Annotated in this window: 17 protein-coding genes; 16 read left to right on the top strand and 1 reads right to left on the bottom strand. The window is 64.8% G+C overall.

Annotated features, from left to right (window positions below; translation table 11 throughout):
* The first annotated feature begins 242 nt into the window (after positions 1-242).
* The 5 genes from carA (at position 243) to EV147_RS03685 (ending at position 6,618) form a co-directional block, all read left to right on the top strand.
* The gene (gene carA / locus EV147_RS03665; RefSeq protein WP_130389751.1) at positions 243-1,391 is read left to right on the top strand and encodes a glutamine-hydrolyzing carbamoyl-phosphate synthase small subunit; all 1,149 of its coding nucleotides are present in this window, start codon (positions 243-245) and stop codon (positions 1,389-1,391) included.
* Between the two features lie 46 nt (positions 1,392-1,437).
* Positions 1,438-2,109 carry a leucine efflux protein LeuE gene (leuE, locus tag EV147_RS03670; RefSeq protein WP_130389752.1) on the top strand — a complete coding sequence of 224 codons (672 nt, stop codon included), beginning with the start codon at positions 1,438-1,440 and terminating at the stop codon, positions 2,107-2,109.
* Positions 2,110-2,176: 67 nt separating this feature from the next.
* Complete coding sequence (gene carB / locus EV147_RS03675) at positions 2,177-5,425, top strand: carbamoyl-phosphate synthase large subunit (protein WP_130389753.1); 3,249 nt, start codon at positions 2,177-2,179, stop codon at positions 5,423-5,425.
* Positions 5,426-5,623: 198 nt separating this feature from the next.
* Positions 5,624-6,100 carry a transcription elongation factor GreA gene (gene greA, locus EV147_RS03680; RefSeq protein ID WP_130389754.1) on the top strand — a complete coding sequence of 159 codons (477 nt, stop codon included), beginning with the start codon at positions 5,624-5,626 and terminating at the stop codon, positions 6,098-6,100.
* A gap of 14 nt (positions 6,101-6,114) precedes the next feature.
* The gene (locus tag EV147_RS03685; RefSeq protein WP_130389755.1) at positions 6,115-6,618 is read left to right on the top strand and encodes a DUF4149 domain-containing protein; all 504 of its coding nucleotides are present in this window, start codon (positions 6,115-6,117) and stop codon (positions 6,616-6,618) included.
* Positions 6,619-6,694: 76 nt separating this feature from the next.
* On the opposite strand, the gene EV147_RS03690 is transcribed toward EV147_RS03685, so the two are convergent.
* Positions 6,695-7,201: a YhbY family RNA-binding protein gene (locus tag EV147_RS03690; RefSeq protein ID WP_130389756.1), complete on the bottom strand. Its 507-nt coding sequence runs from the start codon at positions 7,199-7,201 to the stop codon at positions 6,695-6,697.
* A 141-nt stretch (positions 7,202-7,342) separates the two neighbouring features.
* Here EV147_RS03690 and EV147_RS03695 point away from each other — a divergent pair, with 141 nt between their 5' ends.
* The 11 genes from EV147_RS03695 (at position 7,343) to phoR (ending at position 19,623) form a co-directional block, all read left to right on the top strand.
* Positions 7,343-8,014: an RlmE family RNA methyltransferase gene (locus tag EV147_RS03695; RefSeq protein WP_130389757.1), complete on the top strand. Its 672-nt coding sequence runs from the start codon at positions 7,343-7,345 to the stop codon at positions 8,012-8,014.
* A 201-nt stretch (positions 8,015-8,215) separates the two neighbouring features.
* Positions 8,216-10,117 (top strand): ATP-dependent zinc metalloprotease FtsH, encoded by a 1,902-nt coding sequence (gene ftsH / locus EV147_RS03700; protein WP_130389758.1) that lies wholly within the window; start codon positions 8,216-8,218, stop codon positions 10,115-10,117.
* A gap of 128 nt (positions 10,118-10,245) precedes the next feature.
* Positions 10,246-11,109 carry a dihydropteroate synthase gene (gene folP, locus EV147_RS03705; protein WP_130389759.1) on the top strand — a complete coding sequence of 288 codons (864 nt, stop codon included), beginning with the start codon at positions 10,246-10,248 and terminating at the stop codon, positions 11,107-11,109.
* Positions 11,110-11,137: 28 nt separating this feature from the next.
* Positions 11,138-12,484: a phosphoglucosamine mutase gene (gene glmM / locus EV147_RS03710; RefSeq protein ID WP_130389760.1), complete on the top strand. Its 1,347-nt coding sequence runs from the start codon at positions 11,138-11,140 to the stop codon at positions 12,482-12,484.
* Positions 12,485-12,815: 331 nt separating this feature from the next.
* Complete coding sequence (gene pstS / locus EV147_RS03715; RefSeq protein WP_130389761.1) at positions 12,816-13,847, top strand: phosphate ABC transporter substrate-binding protein PstS; 1,032 nt, start codon at positions 12,816-12,818, stop codon at positions 13,845-13,847.
* 149 nt (positions 13,848-13,996) lie between these two features.
* Complete coding sequence (gene pstC / locus EV147_RS03720) at positions 13,997-14,962, top strand: phosphate ABC transporter permease PstC (RefSeq protein ID WP_130389762.1); 966 nt, start codon at positions 13,997-13,999, stop codon at positions 14,960-14,962.
* On the top strand, positions 14,959-15,861 hold the full coding sequence (gene pstA / locus EV147_RS03725) for a phosphate ABC transporter permease PstA (RefSeq protein WP_130389763.1): 903 nt from the start codon (positions 14,959-14,961) through the stop codon (positions 15,859-15,861). Before pstC ends, pstA begins: the two co-directional genes overlap by 4 nt.
* Positions 15,862-15,903: 42 nt before the next feature.
* Positions 15,904-16,692 (top strand): phosphate ABC transporter ATP-binding protein PstB, encoded by a 789-nt coding sequence (gene pstB, locus EV147_RS03730; protein WP_130389764.1) that lies wholly within the window; start codon positions 15,904-15,906, stop codon positions 16,690-16,692.
* Between the two features lie 28 nt (positions 16,693-16,720).
* Positions 16,721-17,425, top strand: coding sequence for a phosphate signaling complex protein PhoU (phoU, locus tag EV147_RS03735; RefSeq protein ID WP_130389765.1), 705 nt, complete (start codon positions 16,721-16,723; stop codon positions 17,423-17,425).
* A 34-nt stretch (positions 17,426-17,459) separates the two neighbouring features.
* Positions 17,460-18,167 (top strand): phosphate regulon transcriptional regulator PhoB, encoded by a 708-nt coding sequence (gene phoB, locus EV147_RS03740; RefSeq protein ID WP_130389766.1) that lies wholly within the window; start codon positions 17,460-17,462, stop codon positions 18,165-18,167.
* Positions 18,168-18,300: 133 nt separating this feature from the next.
* Complete coding sequence (phoR, locus tag EV147_RS03745) at positions 18,301-19,623, top strand: phosphate regulon sensor histidine kinase PhoR (RefSeq protein WP_130389767.1); 1,323 nt, start codon at positions 18,301-18,303, stop codon at positions 19,621-19,623.
* Positions 19,624-19,644 lie beyond the last annotated feature (21 nt).

The following is a 19,644-nucleotide window of genomic DNA, read 5'->3' on the forward strand; positions in this document are numbered from 1 at the left end:
ATACTTGAGAATTTGGGTCCAGCGGGATATAATTCGAAAGTTTCGCTTTCAGAACCCTTCACCCTAGCGCCTACCGTATTCCACCTTCCGCCGCCCCGTTGCGTCCGCGTTTTTCATGCACTGCACAAATGTGATGAATGCGCCATGCGACAGCCGGGCCCCAGCGTTCGCACGCGGGGCCGCACGGGGCACGAGGCGTTGAGCAGGTCGGTCACGGGGTGAGTCCAGCAGGAGCCTTACCCGTGCTACCGTCTTTTCCGTCCGCCATCCTCGCGCTTGCAGACGGCACGGTCTTTCGTGGCTATTCCATCGGCGCTTCCGGCCATACGATCGGCGAAGTGGTGTTCAACACCGCCATCACCGGTTACCAGGAAATCCTCACCGACCCGAGCTATTCCCGGCAGATCGTCACGCTGACGTATCCGCATATCGGCAACTACGGCGTCAACCCTGAGGATGTCGAAGCCACGAAAGTCCATGCCGCCGGCCTGATCATCAAGGATCTGCCGCTTCTGGCCTCCAATTTCCGCAAGGAACACACGCTTTCCCACTACCTGAAGCAGGAAAAGGTCGTGGCGATCGCCGGTATCGACACCCGCAAGCTGACCCGTATCCTCCGCGAGAAGGGCGCCCAGAACGGCTGCATCCTGGCGGGCGAGGACAACGTCCAGAAGGCCATCGACCTGGCGCGCTCGTTCCCGGGCCTGGCCGGCATGGACCTGGCCAAGGTCGTCTCGGTCAAGGAGCCGTACGAATGGACCCAGACCGAGTGGAAGCTCGGCGAGGGCTACGGCAAGCTGGAGAAGCCGCAGTTCCACGTGGTGGCTTTCGACTACGGCGTCAAGTTCAACATCCTGCGCATGCTGGCCGAGCGCGGCTGCAAGGTCACCGTGCTGCCGGCACAGGCGAGCGCGGCTGACGCCCTGGCGCTGAATCCGGACGGCGTGTTCCTGTCGAACGGCCCCGGCGACCCCGAGCCGTGCGACTACGCGATTGCCGCCACGCGCGAATTCATCGCACGCGGCATCCCCACGTTCGGCATCTGCCTGGGCCACCAGATCATGGCGCTGGCCGTGGGCGCGAAGACGCTCAAGATGAGCACGGGCCACCACGGCGCCAACCATCCGGTCAAGGACCACGATGATGGCCGCGTGGTGATCACGTCGCAGAACCACGGGTTTGCCGTGGACGCCGCGACGCTGCCCGCCAATGCCCGCGTCACGCACACGTCGCTGTTCGACGGCACGCTGCAGGGCTTTGCCCTGACGGACAAGCCGGCGTTCTGCTTCCAGGGCCACCCGGAAGCCTCGCCCGGTCCGCATGACATCGCGTACCTGTTCGACCGCTTCACGAAGCTGATGCAGGACGCGCGCGCCCGCGCCGCGGCCTGACCCGGCAAGATGACGCAACGAGAGACCTGAACAGGATTTGCCCGCCATGACCGAATTCATGCACGCGAGCTTCGGCATCACCGATTTCTGGACCTATGTGCTCGGCACGATCTTCATCGTGCTGCTGCCGGGGCCGAACTCGATGTACGTGCTGTCGGTCGCCGCCCAGCGCGGCGTGCGGGCGGGCTACAAGGGCGCCTGCGGCGTGTTCCTGGGCGATGCGATCCTGATGGTGCTGTCCGCCGCCGGGGTCGCCTCGCTGCTCAAGGCCAGCCCGGCGCTGTTCCACGTGGTCAAGTACGTGGGCGCGGGCTACCTGGCCTGGATCGGCTTCCAGATGCTGCGCGGTGCCGTGCGCAACTGGTCGAAGCCGGACGACGCCAGCCAGGCGGCCGACGCCACGGTGGACCGGTCCGCGAACCCGTTCACCAAGGCACTGGTCATCAGCCTGCTGAACCCCAAGGCCATCCTGTTCTTCATCTCGTTCTTCATCCAGTTCGTGGATCCGCAGTTCGCGTATCCGGCGCTGTCGTTCGTGGCGCTGGGCCTGGTCTGCCAGATCTGCAGCTTCGTGTACCTGACCACGATCATTTTCGTGGGCGCGAAGCTGGCCGATGCGTTCCGCCGCCGGCGCCGCCTGTCCGCGGGCATGTCGAGCGGGGTCGGCGCGATGTTCATCGGCTTCGGCGCCAAGCTGGCCACGGCCACCCTGGGCTGAACGGCGACAACCTGATATCCGGTACGGTCCGCACCACAGGCGGGCCGGCCAACAAAGAGAGCGTGCAATGCCAAAGCGCACAGACATCAAGAGCATCCTAATCATCGGCGCCGGCCCGATCATCATCGGCCAGGCGTGTGAATTCGACTATTCCGGCGCACAGGCCTGCAAGGCGCTGCGCGAGGAAGGCTTCAAGGTCATCCTGGTCAACTCGAACCCGGCGACCATCATGACGGACCCGAACACGGCGGACGTCACCTACATCGAGCCCATTACCTGGGAAGTGGTCGAGCGCATCATCGCCAAGGAGCGCCCCGACGCGATCCTGCCGACGATGGGCGGCCAGACCGCGCTGAACTGCGCGCTGGACCTGCACCGCCATGGCGTGCTGGACAAGTACAAGGTGGAGCTGATCGGCGCATCGCCCGAGGCGATCGACAAGGCCGAGGACCGCCAGAAGTTCAAGGACGCGATGACCAAGATCGGTCTCGGTTCGGCCAAGTCCGGCATCGCCCACTCCATGGACGAGGCCGTGGCCGTGCAGTCGCGCATCGCCCAGGAAACCGGCACCACCGGCTACCCGATCGTGATCCGTCCGTCGTTCACGCTGGGCGGCACGGGCGGCGGCATCGCCTACAACCGCGAGGAATTCGAGGAAATCTGCAAGCGCGGCCTGGACCTGTCGCCCACGCGCGAGCTGCTGATCGAGGAATCGCTGCTGGGCTGGAAGGAATACGAGATGGAAGTGGTCCGCGACAAGGCGGACAACTGCATCATCATCTGCTCGATCGAGAACCTGGACCCGATGGGTATCCACACCGGTGACTCGATCACCGTGGCGCCGGCCCAGACGCTGACCGACAAGGAATACCAGATCCTGCGCAACGCCTCGCTGGCCGTGCTGCGCGAGATCGGCGTGGACACGGGCGGCTCGAACGTGCAGTTCTCGATCAACCCGGTCGATGGCCGGATGATCGTGATCGAGATGAACCCGCGCGTGTCGCGCTCGTCGGCGCTGGCCTCGAAGGCCACCGGCTTCCCGATCGCCAAGGTCGCGGCCAAGCTGGCCGTCGGCTACACGCTGGACGAACTGAAGAACGAGATCACCGGCGGCGCGACCCCGGCCTCGTTCGAGCCGTCGATCGACTACGTGGTCACCAAGGTGCCGCGTTTCGCGTTCGAGAAGTTCCCGCAGGCCGACAGCCACCTGACCACCCAGATGAAGTCGGTGGGCGAGGTGATGGCCATGGGCCGCACGTTCCAGGAATCGTTCCAGAAGGCGCTGCGCGGCCTGGAAGTTGGCGTGGACGGCCTGGACGAGAAGTCCACCGACCGCGACGAAGTGATCGAGGAAATCGGCGAAGCCGGCCCGGACCGCATCTGGTACGTGGGCGACGCGTTCCGCCTGGGCATGTCGCTCGAAGAGGTCTACGCCGAGACCGCCATCGACCCGTGGTTCCTGGCCCAGATCGAGGACATCGTCAAGACCGAGGGCATCGCCCGCGGCCGCACGCTGGAAAGCCTGTCGGCCGCCGAGCTGCGCTTCCTCAAGCAGAAGGGCTTCTCGGACCGCCGCCTGGCCAGGCTGCTGAAGACCGATGCCAAGTCCGTGCGCCTGGCGCGCCACGCCAACAACGTGCGCCCGGTCTACAAGCGCGTGGACACCTGCGCTGCCGAGTTCGCCACGAACACCGCCTACATGTACGGCACCTACGAAGCCGAACACGGCGAGTGCGAGGCCGAGCCGACCACCAACCGCAAGATCATGGTGCTGGGCGGCGGCCCGAACCGGATCGGCCAGGGCATCGAGTTCGACTACTGCTGCGTGCACGCCGCGCTGGCGCTGCGCGAAGACGGGTACGAGACCATCATGGTCAACTGCAACCCGGAAACCGTGTCGACCGACTACGACACGTCGGACCGCCTGTACTTCGAGCCGCTGACGCTCGAAGACGTGCTGGAAATCGTCGAGAAGGAAAAGCCGGTCGGCGTGATCGTCCAGTACGGCGGCCAGACCCCGCTGAAGCTGGCGCTGGACCTCGAAGCCAACGGCGTGCCCATCATCGGCACGAGCCCGGACATGATCGACGCCGCGGAAGACCGCGAGCGCTTCCAGAAGCTGCTGCAGGACCTGGGCCTGCGCCAGCCGCCGAACCGCACCGCGCGGGCCGAGGACGAGGCACTGCGCCTGGCCGAGGAAATCGGCTACCCGCTGGTGGTGCGCCCGTCGTACGTGCTGGGTGGCCGCGCGATGGAAATCGTGCACGAGCCGCGCGACCTCGAACGCTACATGCGCGAGGCCGTGAAGGTGTCGAACGACTCCCCGGTGCTGCTGGACCGCTTCCTGAACGACGCGATCGAATGTGACGTAGACGCCCTTTGCGATGGCGAGCGCGTCTTCATCGGCGGCGTGATGGAACACATCGAGCAGGCCGGCGTGCACTCGGGCGACTCGGCGTGCTCGCTGCCGCCGTACTCGCTGGCACAAGCCACCGTGGACGAACTGAAGCGCCAGACCGCCGCGATGGCGAAGGCGTTGAACGTGGTCGGCCTGATGAACGTGCAGTTCGCCATCCAGCAGAAGAACGGCGAGGACATCGTCTACGTGCTGGAAGTGAACCCGCGCGCCTCGCGGACCGTGCCGTACGTGTCGAAGGCCACCGGCCTGTCGCTGGCCAAGATCGCCGCGCGCTGCATGGCCGGCCAGTCGCTGGACTCGCAGGGCATTGGCGCGGAAGTCATCCCGCCGTACTTCAGCGTCAAGGAAGCGGTGTTCCCGTTCAACAAGTTCCCGGGCGTCGATCCGGTCCTCGGACCTGAGATGCGTTCCACCGGCGAAGTGATGGGCGTGGGCAAGGTGTTCGGCGAGGCACTGTTCAAGAGCCAGCTGGCCGCCGGTTCGCGCCTGCCCGAGAAGGGCACGGTGCTGATCACGGTCAAGGATAGTGACAAGCCGCGCGCCGTGGCCGTGGCCCGCATGCTGCACGACCTCGGCTACCCGATCGTCGCCACGCGCGGCACGGCGTCGGCCATCGAGGCCGCCGGCATCCCGGTTCGCGTGGTCAACAAGGTCAAGGACGGCCGTCCGCACATCGTGGACATGATCAAGAACGGCGAACTGGCCCTGGTCTTCACGACCGTGGACGAGACGCGCACGGCCATCGCCGATTCGCGCTCGATCCGGATCGCCGCACTGGCTGCCCGTGTGCCGTACTACACCACCATCGCCGGCGCCAATGCCGCGGTGGAAGGGCTGAAGCACATGCAGAGCCTGGAGGTCTACGACCTGCAGGGGCTGCACAAGCAGCTGGCCTGAGCATTTTCCGATGCTGCGCCGCCGGGTTGAAACCGGCGGCGGTTCTGGCCTACACTACGTTGAATTCGCTGATCGACCGGCCTGGTGCCGGTCGATTCCATCTGAAAGCCGCGGTTAGAGCGGGCGTGCCGCCTGGCAGAAGTTATGCCGGTGCATGGTTCCCACTCCGCTGCGGCTCATTTTTTTGTTGAACGAGACATGAGCACCATTCCGATTACCAAGCGTGGCGCCGAACTGCTCAAGGAAGAGCTGCAGCGCCTCAAGGCCGTCGAACGTCCTGCGGTGATCAACGCCATTTCCGAAGCGCGCGCCCAGGGCGACCTGTCGGAAAATGCCGAATACGACGCCGCCAAGGAAAAGCAGGCTTTCATCGAAGGCCGCATCCAGGAAGTGGAATCCAAGCTGGGCGCCGCCCAGATCATCGACCCGACCCAGCTCGACACCGATGGCCGCATCGTCTTTGGCGCCACCGTGGACCTGGAAGACCTGGAATCGGGCAAGGCCGTGAGCTACCAGATCGTCGGCGACGACGAAGCCGACCTCGAAACCGGCAAGATCTCGGTCAGCTCGCCGATCGCGCGTGCCCTGATCGGCAAGTTCGAGGGCGACGTGGCCGTCGTGCTGGCCCCGGGCGGCGAGCGCGAGTACGAAGTCATCACCGTCCGCTACATCTGAGCGGCGGAACCAGCGTGTTCTCGTCCTCATATTCCAACCTGCCGCCGCTGCCGCACCGGCTGTTCCTGCTGCTGACGGTCGTTTGGGCCGGCAGTTTGTGGACGATAGGCTACATGGTGGCTCCCACGCTGTTTTCGGTGCTGCAAAGCCGCGAGACGGCCGGCATGATTGCCGGGCACCTGTTCCGCTACCAGGCGATCCTGGGCGTGACCGTCGGCGTGCTCCAGCTGGTGCTGTGCAATGTGTTGATCCGCCGCGGCGCGGCGCGCTACCGGGCGTTGCGCTGGATCGTTCTGGCGATGCTGGTCTGCGTGCTGGCCGGCTATTTCGGCGTGCAGCCGTTCATGGAAGGCATCAAGGTCAAGGCGCAGGCGCTGAACCTGGGCGTGTCCGAATCGCCGTTCAAACGCGAGTTCGGCATGCTGCACGGGGTGTCGAGCGTCTTTTACCTGGTGCAGAGCCTGCTGGCACTGGTGCTGGTGTGGCGCGCCAGCGCGCCCCGGACGGCAGGCGAGTAACCGCCTGCCCGCGTCAAGCCAATGAAAAAGGCGGCCGGGGCCGCCTTTTTCGTGGAACCGATCGGCCTGGCGCCGATCAACCCAGTGACTTCTTTTTCTGGCTGGCCGGACGGGCGCGTGAACGCTTGACGTTGCCGCCCTGGGTCACGCGCTCGTTGCCAAGTACCCGAACCGCGGTACTCTTCGGGCGGCGCTGGCTGGAGCCGGTGGGCTTGCGGACCATCACGGTACGCGGAGCGGCTCCGCTGCCCAGGCGGCGCTTGGCGGCAGCACCGAAGTCTTCCGGCTGGTTTTCCTTCAGGCGGGCCGGACCCGGACGCCAGATGACGAGCAGCTTGCCGATATGCTGGATCGGCGCGGCGTGAAGTTCGTCGCAGATGGCGTCGTAGATGGCGATGCGCGCGTCGCGTTCGTCACCGAAGACCCGGACCTTGATCAGGTCGTGCGCCGCCAGGCTGCGGTCGATCTCGGCGAGCACCGAGGGCGTCAGGCCCTCGGCCCCGATCATGACCACGGGATTGAGGCCATGGGCGCGCGAGCGCAGTTCGGAACGTTGGGCGGGAATCAGTTGAAGGGCTGGCATCGGGTAACAAATATCGAATTGGCGCGTATTATCCGCCAAAATGTCGCCGGCAGGCGGCAAGGATCACCAAAATCGGGAGATATCGCTGTATTCCGACACAAAACGTGACGGACAGCTCCCGCAGAAAGGCATGGCAAGGCAATGGCCAAGGGCAAGAACAAATTCAACCAGTCGTGGCTGCACGACCACATCAACGATCCCTACGTGAAGATGGCGCAGCGCGAGGGCTATCGTGCCCGCGCGGCCTTCAAGCTCAAGGAGATCGACGAGCAGGACAAGCTGATCCAGCCGGGCCAGGTCATCGTTGACCTGGGCGCCGCGCCGGGCAGCTGGAGCCAGTACGCGCGCAACCGGCTGGCCGACTCGCCGCGGGCGAAGGACGGCCGGATCGACGGGGCGGTCATCGCCATCGACCTGCTGCCGATGGAGCCGGTGGCCGACGTCCAGTTCATCCAGGGCGATTTCCGGGAAGAAAGCGTGTTCGTGGAACTCGAGAAAATCGTGCTGGAAGCGTCCGGCGGCTCCAGAATCGACCTTGTTATCTCGGACATGGCCCCCAATTTGTCCGGTGTGGCCTCGGCCGACTCGGCCCGGATCGAGTATTTGTGCGATCTGGCCCTCGATTTTGCCCAGGCACACCTGAAACCGGAGGGATCGCTGCTGGTAAAGTGCTTCCACGGCTCCGGCTATAGCCAGATCGTGGAGAAGTTCAAACGTCAGTTCAAGGTGGTGGCGAGCCGCAAGCCCAAGGCGTCGCGCGACAAGTCTTCAGAAACCTTCATACTTGGGCGTTACCTGAAGTCAGTGGACTGACGGGTCTGGCAGTGGCGGGGCAGTCGCCCCGGGCGGGAAAGTGGGGTATCGGGGTATGTCCGGGTGACGCCGGCTTGCCCTGAATCGGCTGGCTCGGGCACTATCAGGCCCATAGAATCAGATTTCCCTGTGGGAACGGGCGCTGCATTACAATGGAATGCATGCTTCCCGTTGGCAAGGCAATTGCAAAGGAGTTCGGCCTTGAATAACAACCTGTTTCAAAAGGCGGCAATCTGGCTCGTTATCGCGCTGGTCTTGTTCACCGTCTTCAAGCAGTTCGACAAACCGCGTGCCCAGGATGGTGTCACCTATTCGCAGTTCATGGATGACGCCAAGAACGGCAAGGTGTCGCGTGTCGACGTGCAGGGCCGCAACCTCGTGGTGTCGCCCAAGGAAGGGCCCAAGTACACCATCATCTCGCCGGGCGACATCTGGATGGTCGGCGACCTGATGAAGTACGGCGTCCAGGTGACCGGCAAGGCCGACGACGAACCGAACGTACTGGTCCAGGCGCTGTACTACCTGGGACCGACGTTGCTGATCATCGTTTTCTGGTTCTACATGATGCGGCAGATGCAGGGCGGCGGGAAAGGCGGTGCCTTCTCGTTCGGCAAATCCCGTGCGCGCCTGATCGACGAGAACCAGAACGCCGTGACGTTCTCGGACGTGGCCGGCTGCGACGAATCGAAGGAGGAAGTGGTCGAACTGGTCGACTTCCTCAAGGACCCGCAGAAGTTCCAGAAGCTGGGCGGCCGCATTCCGCGCGGCGTGCTGCTGGTTGGCCCTCCGGGTACCGGCAAGACGCTGCTGGCGCGCGCCATCGCCGGCGAAGCCAAGGTGCCGTTCTTCAGTATCTCGGGTTCGGACTTCGTTGAAATGTTTGTCGGCGTGGGCGCGGCCCGTGTGCGCGACATGTTCGAGAACGCCAAGAAGCAGGCTCCCTGCATCGTGTTCATCGACGAAATCGATGCGGTCGGTCGTCACCGTGGCGCCGGCATGGGCGGCGGCAACGACGAACGCGAGCAGACGCTGAACCAGATGCTGGTCGAGATGGACGGCTTCGAAGCCAACTCGGGCGTGATCGTGATCGCCGCGACCAACCGTTCGGATGTGCTGGACAAGGCACTGCTGCGTCCGGGTCGTTTCGACCGCCAGGTCTACGTTGGCCTGCCGGATATCCGTGGCCGCGAGCAGATCCTGAAGGTGCATATGCGCAAGGTGCCGATCGGCAACGACGTGGATGCATCGGTGATCGCACGCGGTACGCCGGGCTTCTCGGGCGCCGACCTGGCCAACCTGGTCAACGAGGCTGCGCTGTTTGCCGCCCGCCGCAACAAGCGCGTGGTGGACATGCAGGACTTCGAGGACGCCAAGGACAAGATCTACATGGGTCCGGAGCGCAAGTCGACGGTCATGCGCGAGGAAGAGCGCAAGGCCACGGCTTATCACGAGTCCGGCCATGCGGTGGTGGCCAAACTGCTGCCGAAGGCCGACCCGGTCCACAAGGTCACGATCATGCCGCGCGGCTGGGCGCTGGGCGTGACCTGGCAGTTGCCGGAGCATGACAAGTACTCGAAGTACAAGGACAACATGCTTGAGGAAATTGCGATCCTGTTCGGCGGCCGTGCCGCGGAAGAGGTCTTCCTCAACGCCATGAGCACCGGTGCTTCGAATGACTTCGAGCGCGCCACGAAGATTGCCCGCGACATGGTGACCCGTTTCGGCATGAGCGATTCGCTCGGCGCGATGGTCTATGTCGATACCGAGCAGGACGGCATGTTCGGCAAGCTGTCGTCGAAGACCGTTTCGGAAGCCACGCAGCAGAAGGTGGACGCCGAGATCCGCACCATCATCGACGAGCAATATGCGCTGGCCAAGCGCCTGCTCGAAGAGAACCGCGACAAGGTCGAAGCGATGACCAACGCGCTGATGGAGTGGGAAACGATCGACGCCGAGCAGGTCAACGACATCATGGCCGGCAAGCCGCCGCGCCCGCCGCGCAACCTGCAGGGTCCGAGCGGTGGCGGCAGCACGCCGCCGGGTGGTTCGCCGGTGGCGCCGAGCAACGCGCCGGCCACGGCCCGCGTGGACGACACGGTGTAAAGCGGTAAATTGGCCCAGACGCCGCGTAAGTGACCGTTTCCAACGGTTTCAAACGCGGCGGTTTCTGATAGCCTGCGAAGCCGGTGCCCAGCGCACCGGCTTTTTGTTTTCCAGGACACCTGAAGACCTTGTCGAGCGAGTATTTCCAGTGCGGGCGCTACCGGTTCGCCCGCAACCGCCGCCCCCTCGTGATGGGCATCCTCAACGTGACGCCCGATTCGTTCTCGGACGGCGGGCAACACGCGTCGCGCCATGCGGCGCTGCGCCATGCGGAGCAGATGATCGCCGGGGGCGTGGACATCATCGACATCGGCGGCGAATCGAGCCGTCCGGGCTCCGCCGCACTGCCGCTGGACCAGGAACTGGACCGCGTGATGCCGATCGTCGAGGCGCTGGCGCACTGCGGCAAACCGTTGTCAATCGACACCTACAAGCCCGACGTGATGCGCGCCGCGCTGGCGGGCGGAGCCGATCTGATCAACGATATCTGGGGTTTCCGGATGCCGGGTGCCGTGGAGGCCGTTGCCGCCGGGCAGGCGGCGCTGTGCGTGATGCACATGCAACGCGATCCGCAGACGATGCAGGAACACCCGCAATACGACGACGTGGTGGCCGAGGTCGAGACGTTCCTGCGCGAGCGCGTGTCAACCCTGCGCGCGGCGGGCGTGGACGATTCGCGTCTTTCGCTCGATCCGGGCTTTGGCTTCGGCAAGACCCCGGATCATAATCTGCGCCTGTTGGGCCAGATGCCCCGGCTGGCCGTCGACGGCCTGCCGATCCTGGCCGGGCTCTCGCGCAAATCGACGCTGGGCGCCATCGTGGGCGGCAAGCCGCCGCAGGAACGTGTGGCGGCGAGCCTCGCGGCGGCCGTCTGCGCGGCGGAGCGGGGCGCTTTTGTCGTGCGGGTGCACGACGTGGAACAGACGGTGGATGCCCTGAAGGTCTGGTGGGCGATCCGCCATGAATCGGTTGCCCCGCAAGGGCAGCAATAAGCTGGAAAAGCCAGGGAGAAAGAGAACGATGACGCGCAAGTATTTCGGGACGGATGGCGTACGGGGACGTGTGGGCGAGACGCCGATCACGCCGGATTTCGTGATGCGGTTGGGCTACGCGGCGGGCAAGGTGCTGGCGCTCGGCCAGAAGACCACGCAGGGCAAGCCGACCGTTCTGATCGGCAAGGACACCCGCATTTCGGGATATATGCTGGAAGCGGCACTTGAGGCTGGGTTCACGGCTGCCGGGGTGCACGTCCAGCTGACCGGTCCGCTGCCGACGCCGGCCATCGCGTATCTGACCCGTGCGCTGCGGCTGGCTGCCGGCGTGGTGATCTCGGCGAGCCACAACCCGTACTACGACAACGGCATCAAGTTCTTCTCGGCCTCGGGCGACAAGCTGCCCGACGAGGTCGAGGCCAAGATCGAGTCGCTTCTCGACGAGCCCATGCAGTGCGTGCGCTCCGAAGACCTGGGCCGCGCCAAGCGCATCGAGGATGCCGCCGGCCGTTACATCGAATTCTGCAAGAGCACGTTCCCGTACGAGCAGGACCTGCACGGCCTGCGTATCGTGGTGGACTGCGCCCACGGCGCGGCGTACCACATCGCCCCGCACGTGTTCCACGAGTTGGGTGCCGAGGTGGTGCCGATCGGCAACCAGCCTGACGGCCGCAACATCAACGCCGGCTACGGCGCCACCGCGCCCGAGAAACTGGTGGAGGCCGTGCGCCACCATCGCGCCGACCTGGGCCTCGCCTTCGACGGCGACGCCGACCGCCTGCAGGTGGTGGACGGCCAGGGCCGCCTCTACAACGGCGACGAACTGCTGTACCTGATCGTGCGCGACCGCCTGGCCTCGGGCCAGAAGGTCGAGGGCGCCGTGGGCACGCTGATGACCAACATGGCCGTGGAACTGGCGCTCAAGCGTCAGGGCGTGGATTTCGTGCGCGCCAAGGTGGGCGACCGCTACGTGCTCGAAGAACTGAACAAGCGCGGCTGGCAGCTCGGCGGCGAAGGTTCGGGCCACCTGTTGTGCCTGGATCGGCACACCACCGGCGACGGCATCGTCTCGGCGCTGCAGGTGCTGGCGGCGCTGCGCCGCAGCGGCAAGACGCTGGCGCAGTTGCTCGATGGCGTGAGCCTGTTCCCGCAGACGCTGATCAACGTGCGTGTCGAGAAGGGCTTCGACTGGGAGAGCCATGCCGGCCTGAAGGCGGCACGCGACCAGGTGGAGCCGGAACTGGAAGGGCGCGGCCGCGTGCTGATCCGCGCGTCTGGCACCGAGCCGGTGGTGCGCGTGATGGTCGAGGCCGAGCAGGTGGAGACGGCCGAGCGCGCGGCCCAGACGTTGGCCAACGCACTGCGGGCCGCCTGACGCCGGTTTCCTTCCAGGCAGCCTCAAAAACGCCACGGCAGTTCGCCGTGGCGTTTTTACTCATGGATTTTGCAATTAACCCCGATTTTTGGTCGCGAGCTTCCGTGACATGAGCGTTCAAAGCTGTCACGGCGGCATCGGAAAGCAAGGTGCGCAGATGTGGTGAGTAAAGCACGGGGATGCGACAGAATCGTGACGGCGGCCCGCATATCGGCCATTTGGCGGAGAGCTTGAAGAAGATTTGGGGATGTCATGGAACTGTCACACAGAGGGCCTAAAGTTCGCCTTGTCAAAAATTTGTCATTCCCCAACCATGTTCTCTGGAGGACATATGAAGCTGGTCAAGACTGCCGTGGCAGGCATCGTTTCGATGGTCGTAGCGGGTACTGCGTTCGCGGCGGAAATTACCGGTGCAGGCGCCTCGTTCCCGGCGCCCGTGTATTCCAAATGGGCTGACGCCTACCAAAAAGCAACGGGTAACAAGGTCAACTATCAATCCATCGGTTCGTCGGGTGGCATCAAGCAGATCGGCGCCAAGACCGTCGATTTCGGTGCCTCGGACGCGCCCCTGAAGGACGAGGAACTGGCCAAGGGCAACCTGGTGCAGTTCCCGACGGTGATCGGCGGCGTGGTGCCGGTGATCAACCTGCAAGGCGTGAAGCCGGGCGAGCTGACCATCACGGGTGACGTGCTGGCCAACATCTACCTGGGCAAGATCAAGAAGTGGGATGATCCCGCCATCAAGGCGCTGAACCCGAAGGTTTCGCTGCCGAGCCAGGACATCCTGCCGGTGCGCCGCGCCGACGGTTCGGGCACGACGTTCATCTTCACGAACTACCTGTCGAAGGTCAGCCCCGACTGGAAGAGCACCGTTGGTGAAGGCACCACGGTCAACTGGCCGGGCGGCGGCACGGGCGGCAAGGGCAACGAGGGCGTGGCCGCCTTCGTGCAGCGCCTGAACGGCGCCATCGGCTACGTCGAGTACGCCTACGCCAAGCAGAACAAGATGACCCACCTGGTCATGAAGAACGCTGCCGGTGAAGTGGTGCAGCCGAGCGACGACGCCTTCAAGGCCGCCGCTGCCGGTGCCGACTGGAACAAGTCGTTCTACCAGATCCTGACGAACCAGTCGGGCAAGGGTGCATGGCCGATCGCCGGCGCCACCTTCATCCTGGTCCACAAGACCCAGGACAAGGCTGCGCAAGGCCAGGAAGTGCTGAAGTTCTTCGACTGGGCCTACAAGAGCGGTGGCGCCATGGCCACGGACCTGGACTACGTGCCGCTGCCGGAAGCCGTGGTGAACCAGATCCGCGCCACGTGGAAGCAAAGCGTCAAGGACGGTTCGGGCAAGGCGCTGTACTAAGCCCTGCCTGACCTGAAGCAAGCTGAAAGCAGGACTCCGGCCGCGTGGCCGGAGGCAAGACCTGGCAACGCCCCCGACGAGGCGGGCGGCGCCAGGGCCGCGGCGGCCGACGGGCCCCGCGGCAACCGATCCACCCAACGTTCCCCATCATGGCGACTACGTCCGATCTTCCAGCCGTCCGGCCCCCCAGCCGCCTAGGCGATATCCTGTTCGGCGGCGTGACCCGCGGCGCCGCCATCGTGACGCTGTTGCTGCTGGGCGGCATCATCGTGTCACTGGCCATCAGCGCCTGGCCTTCGATCAAGCAGTTCGGCATCTCGTTCCTGTGGAGCAGCGAGTGGGATCCGCCCGCCGACGTGTACGGTGCCCTCGTGCCGATCTACGGCACCATCGTGACCTCGCTGATCGCCCTCATCATCGCCGTGCCGGTCAGCTTCGGCATTGCACTGTTTCTCACCGAGCTGTCGCCCGCCTGGCTGCGCCGGCCGCTCGGCACCGCCATCGAGCTGCTTGCCGCCGTGCCGTCGATCGTCTACGGCATGTGGGGCCTGCTCGTGTTCGCGCCGATCTTCGGCGAGTATTTCCAGAAGCCGCTGTCGAACACCGTGGGCCAGCTGCCGTTGATCGGCAAGCTGTTCCAGGGCGCCCCGCTGGGCATCGGCCTGCTGTGCGCGGGCGTGATCCTGGCGATCATGATCATCCCGTACATCGCCTCGGTGATGCGCGACGTGTTCGAGGTCACTCCGGTCCTGCTCAAGGAATCGGCCTACGGCATCGGCTGCACCACGTGGGAAGTGATGTGGCGCGTGGTGCTGCCCTACACGCGCGCCGGCGTCATCGGCGGCGTGATGCTGGGCCTGGGCCGCGCACTGGGCGAGACCATGGCCGTCACGTTCGTGATCGGCAACACCAACCTGCTGGACAGCGCATCGCTGTTCTCGCCCGGCAACAGCATCACCTCGGCGCTGGCCAACGAGTTCGCCGAAGCCGGCGCCGGCCTGCACACCGCGGCGCTGATGGAACTGGGCCTGATCCTGTTCTTCATTACCTTCGTGGTGCTGGCGCTGTCCAAGCTCCTGCTGCTGCGCCTTGCCAAGAATGAGGGTGGCAAATGAACCAAGCCAGTCACACCATGTCTTCGTCGTCGATTCCCGCAGTCCGCCCCGACGCGGACGCCGTGCGCGGCCGCCTGCAGAACAACCGCCGCCGCACCAATGTCTTCGCGCTGGCCGCGTCGCTGGCGGCAATGGGCTTCGGCCTGTTCTGGCTGGCGTGGATCCTCTGGACCACCATCACGCTGGGCGTGGGCGGCCTCTCGCTGAGCCTGTTCACCGAGATGACCCCGCCGCCGAACACGGCTGGCGGCGGCCTGGCCAACGCCATCTTCGGCAGCTTCGTGATGGTGGGCATGGCCACGCTGTTCGGCACGCCGCTGGGCATCCTGGCCGGCATCTACCTGGCCGAGTATGGCCAGAAGTCGTACCTGGCCAGCTTCATCCGCTTCATCAACGACATCCTGCTGTCGGCGCCGTCGATCGTGATCGGCCTGTTCGTCTACGCGATCGTGGTGACCCGCATGGGCCACTTCTCGGGCTGGGCCGGCATCTGTGCGCTGGCGCTGCTGCAGGTGCCGATCGTCGTGCGCACCACCGAGAACATGCTGAACCTGGTGCCGAACGCACTGCGTGAAGCCGCGGTGGCGCTTGGTACGCCGAAGTGGAAAATGGTACTGTCGATCACGGTCAAGTCGTCGTATGCCGGCATCATCACCGGCGTGCTGCTGGCGGTGGCCCGTATCGCCGGCGAAACCGCGCCGCTGCTGTTCACCGCGCTGTCCAACCAGTTCTGGACCAGCGACCTGAACAAGCCGATGGCCAACCTGCCGGTGACGATCTTCCGCTTCGCCATGAGCCCGTTCACGGAGTGGCAGCAGCTGGCCTGGGCCGGCGTGTTCCTGATCACCGTTGGTGTGCTTGCGCTGAACATCGTCGCGCGCATGCTGTTCAAGAAATAACCGGCGCCCAGCCTGACTACCGAATTCAAGCGAGACATCAGCATGACCTCTACCGTCATCGATATTCCCGATACCGTGCGCGCCAAGATCGACGTGCGGAACCTGAACTTCTACTACAACCAGTTCCACGCGCTGAAGAACATCAACATGTCGATCCCGGACCGCAAGGTCACGGCGTTCATCGGCCCGTCGGGCTGCGGCAAATCCACGCTGCTGCGCACGTTCAACAAGATGTACGCGCTGTACCCGGAGCAACGCGCCGAGGGCGAGATCAACATGGACGGCACCAACCTGCTGACCAGCAAGCAGGACATTTCGCTGCTGCGCGCCAAGGTTGGCATGGTGTTCCAGAAGCCCACCCCGTTCCCGATGTCGATCTACGACAACATCGCGTTCGGCGTGCGCCTGTTCGAAAAGCTCTCGCGCTCGGAAATGGACGACCGCGTGGAATGGGCCCTCTCCAAGGCCGCGCTCTGGAACGAGGCCAAGGACAAGCTGCACCAGTCGGGCTACGGTCTCTCTGGCGGCCAGCAGCAGCGCCTGTGCATCGCGCGCGGCATCGCAATTCGTCCAGAAGTGCTGCTGCTCGACGAGCCGTGCTCGGCGCTGGACCCGATCTCCACGGGCCGCATCGAGGAACTGATCGCCGAACTCAAGGACGAGTACACGGTGGTGATCGTGACCCACAACATGCAGCAGGCGGCGCGTTGCTCGGACTACACGGCATACATGTACCTGGGCGAGCTGATCGAGTTCGGCGAGACCGAGAAGATCTTCATCAAGCCGCACCGCAAGGAAACCGAAGACTACATCACCGGCCGCTTCGGCTGATCCGCAGGTTACGGGCCAGGAGAACACCATGACTGACAAGCACCTGTCGACCCAGTTCGACGCAGACCTCAACGCCATCAACACCAAGCTGCTGCAGATGGGCGGCCTGGTGGAGGCGCAGATCGAACTGGCCATGCGCGCGCTGGCCGACTTCGACGCCGACCTGGCAGACCAGGTCATTGCCCGCGAGCAGCAGCTCAACGCGCTGGAAGTGGAGATCGACGCCGACTGCGGCAACATCATCGCCCGCCGCCAGCCCACCGCGCGCGACCTGCGCCTGGTGATGGCGATCTCGAAGACGATCACCAACCTCGAGCGTGCCGGCGACGAGGCCGAAAAAGTGGCCAAGCGCACCAAGCACATCATGGAAGACGCGGCGGCGCACAACATCAACTACGCCGAAGTCAAGCTGTCCGGCGAAATGGCCATCGCGCTGCTGCGCCAGGCCCTGGACGCCTTCGCCCGGCTCGACACCGTGGCGGCTGCCCGCATCGTCAAGGACGACAAGGCGATCGACGAGGAATTCCGGGCGTTCGTGCGCAAGCTGATCACGTACATGATGGAAGACCCGCGCACGATCTCGGTGGCGCTGGACTTCCTGTTCATCGCCAAGGCGATCGAGCGGATCGGCGACCACGCCAAGAATATTGCAGAATTCATCATCTACATCGTGAAGGGCACCGACGTTCGCCACACTTCGCGGGAAGACATGGAGCGCGAAGCCCTGAGCTGATAACGCGCCGGACTGATAAGCGGAGAAAAATTACATGCCAAGCAGTATTCTCGTTGTCGAGGACGAACCGGCAATCGCCGAATTGATTGCCGTCAATCTCCAGCACGCGGGACACTATCCGATTCGCGCCTACAACGCCGAGCAGGCGTTGTCGCTGATGAGCGATGTCCTGCCGGACCTCGTGTTGCTGGACTGGATGCTCCCGGGCAAATCGGGCGCCACCTTCGCCAAGGAGCTGCGAACCAACGATCGCACCAAGCAGATCCCGATCATCATGCTCACCGCGCGCAGCGAGGAGCAGGACAAGGTCATGGGCCTGGAAGCCGGTGCGGACGACTACGTCACCAAGCCGTTCTCGCCCAAGGAGCTGCTGGCCCGCATCAAGGCCGTGCTGCGCCGCCGGGCGCCCCAGCTGACCGACGACGTGGTGGCCATCAACGGCCTGCGCCTGGACCCGGCCACGCACCGCGTGACGGGGCAGGACGACACCGGCCCGATCAAGCTTGACCTCGGCCCCACCGAGTTCCGCCTGCTGCACTTCCTGATGACGCATCCGGAGCGTGTGCACAGCCGGTCACAACTGCTGGACCAGGTCTGGGGCGACCACGTATTCGTGGAAGAGCGCACGGTCGACGTGCACATCAAGCGCCTGCGCGCCGCGCTGACGCCGGGCGGCTACAGCAACATGATCGAAACGGTACGCGGCAGCGGCTATCGTCTGGCGCGTTCGCCGAGCCACTGATGGTTCCGGCCGGCGGCGGTGCAGCGAGGGCCGCGCCGGCCCATGCCGGATCATCCCGGCGTCTGCCACCCGTGCACGCTTTCGTGGCACACTTCGTCGCAATGCGACCGCCGTCCGAACTTCCCTCCCTCGCATGAATGTCATCTGGGCCCGCTCCGTGGCCATCCTCGTCAGCCTGGTGGCCGTGGCCGCCGGACTGTACGCCGTGTCCGGCGCCATCACCGGGCTGCTGTTCCTTTCCGTCTCGCTGCTCCTGCTGCTGGGCTATTACCTGTTCCAGATCAACCGCCTGTGGCGCGTGCTCGACGCACCCGCATATGGAGAAATTCCGAGTGCGCTGGGGCTGTGGGGCGAGGTCTATTACCGCCTGCACCGGTTGGTCAAGCGGTGGCGCACGCAGGTGCTGGCCGTGGAGCAGCAGCACACCCGCTTCATCCAGGCCATCCAGGCGTCGCCGTATGGCGTGCTGATGCTCGACGATGCCGACCAGATCGAGTGGTGCAACGACGTGGCCGAGCAGCATTTCGGGCTCAACGCCAAACGCGACGTGCGCCAGCGCATCACCCACCTGATCCGCCGGCCCGAGTTCGTCCATTACCTGACCCGCGAGCGCTACGACGAGCCGCTGGTCATGCGCGACATGGGCGAGCACAAGCGCAACATCACGTCGGTGCAGATCCTGCCATACGGCGAAAACCGCAAGCTGGTGCTGACGCAGGACATCACCAAGGTGGAAAACACCGAGGCCATGCGCCGCGACTTCGTGGCCAATGTCTCGCACGAACTGAAGACGCCGCTGACGGTGCTGACAGGCTTCCTGGAAACCGTGCGCGACCTGCCGGTGTCCGAGGACGACCGCAAGCGTTATATCGAACTGATGCTGGTGCAGTCGATGCGGATGCAGCATATCGTCGAGGACCTGCTGGCGCTGGCCAAGCTCGAATCCGACGCCCAGCCGCCTTGCCACGAGCGCGTCAACGTGGCCGCGCTGATGGCCCACCTCGTGCACGATGCCGAGGCGCTGTCGCAGGACCGGCACGAGATCCGCAGCGAGATCGATCCGGCCGTGATCGTGCGCGGCGCCGAGGGCGAACTGCTGTCGGCGCTCGGCAACCTGGTTTCGAACGCGGTGCGCTACACGCCCGAGGGCGGCCGTATCGCCATCCGCATGAACTTCACCGATGGCCACGCCGTGTTTTCGGTCAGCGATACGGGGCTGGGCATCGCCCCGGAGCATATTCCGCGCCTGACCGAGCGGTTCTACCGCGTGGACCGCAGCCGTTCGCGCGATACCGGCGGTACGGGGCTGGGCCTGGCGATCGTCAAGCACGTGCTTTCGCGCCACCATGCCGACCTGCGCGTGACCAGCGAAGTCGGCCGGGGCAGCACGTTCCGGATCGTGTTTCCGGTGGATCGCAGCGGCTACGACGCCGATGCGACGAAGCACGCGGCGTAAGAATTCCTCAATCCCTCCTGG

Source organism: Cupriavidus agavae, from assembly GCF_004217045.1.
Classification (GTDB): Bacteria; Pseudomonadota; Gammaproteobacteria; order Burkholderiales; family Burkholderiaceae; genus Cupriavidus; species Cupriavidus agavae.

Coding starts and splice junctions, on each gene's coding strand:
- phoR (WP_130389767.1), top strand. CDS start 18,301: ATGAATGTCATCTGGGCCCGCTCCGTGGCCATCCTCGTCAGCCTGGTG.
- EV147_RS03695 (WP_130389757.1), top strand. CDS start 7,343: ATGGCCAAGGGCAAGAACAAATTCAACCAGTCGTGGCTGCACGACCAC.
- phoU (WP_130389765.1), top strand. CDS start 16,721: ATGACTGACAAGCACCTGTCGACCCAGTTCGACGCAGACCTCAACGCC.
- pstB (WP_130389764.1), top strand. CDS start 15,904: ATGACCTCTACCGTCATCGATATTCCCGATACCGTGCGCGCCAAGATC.
- EV147_RS03690 (WP_130389756.1), bottom strand. CDS start 7,201: ATGCCAGCCCTTCAACTGATTCCCGCCCAACGTTCCGAACTGCGCTCG.
- pstA (WP_130389763.1), top strand. CDS start 14,959: ATGAACCAAGCCAGTCACACCATGTCTTCGTCGTCGATTCCCGCAGTC.
- glmM (WP_130389760.1), top strand. CDS start 11,138: ATGACGCGCAAGTATTTCGGGACGGATGGCGTACGGGGACGTGTGGGC.
- carB (WP_130389753.1), top strand. CDS start 2,177: ATGCCAAAGCGCACAGACATCAAGAGCATCCTAATCATCGGCGCCGGC.
- greA (WP_130389754.1), top strand. CDS start 5,624: ATGAGCACCATTCCGATTACCAAGCGTGGCGCCGAACTGCTCAAGGAA.
- pstC (WP_130389762.1), top strand. CDS start 13,997: ATGGCGACTACGTCCGATCTTCCAGCCGTCCGGCCCCCCAGCCGCCTA.
- leuE (WP_130389752.1), top strand. CDS start 1,438: ATGACCGAATTCATGCACGCGAGCTTCGGCATCACCGATTTCTGGACC.
- pstS (WP_130389761.1), top strand. CDS start 12,816: ATGAAGCTGGTCAAGACTGCCGTGGCAGGCATCGTTTCGATGGTCGTA.
- phoB (WP_130389766.1), top strand. CDS start 17,460: ATGCCAAGCAGTATTCTCGTTGTCGAGGACGAACCGGCAATCGCCGAA.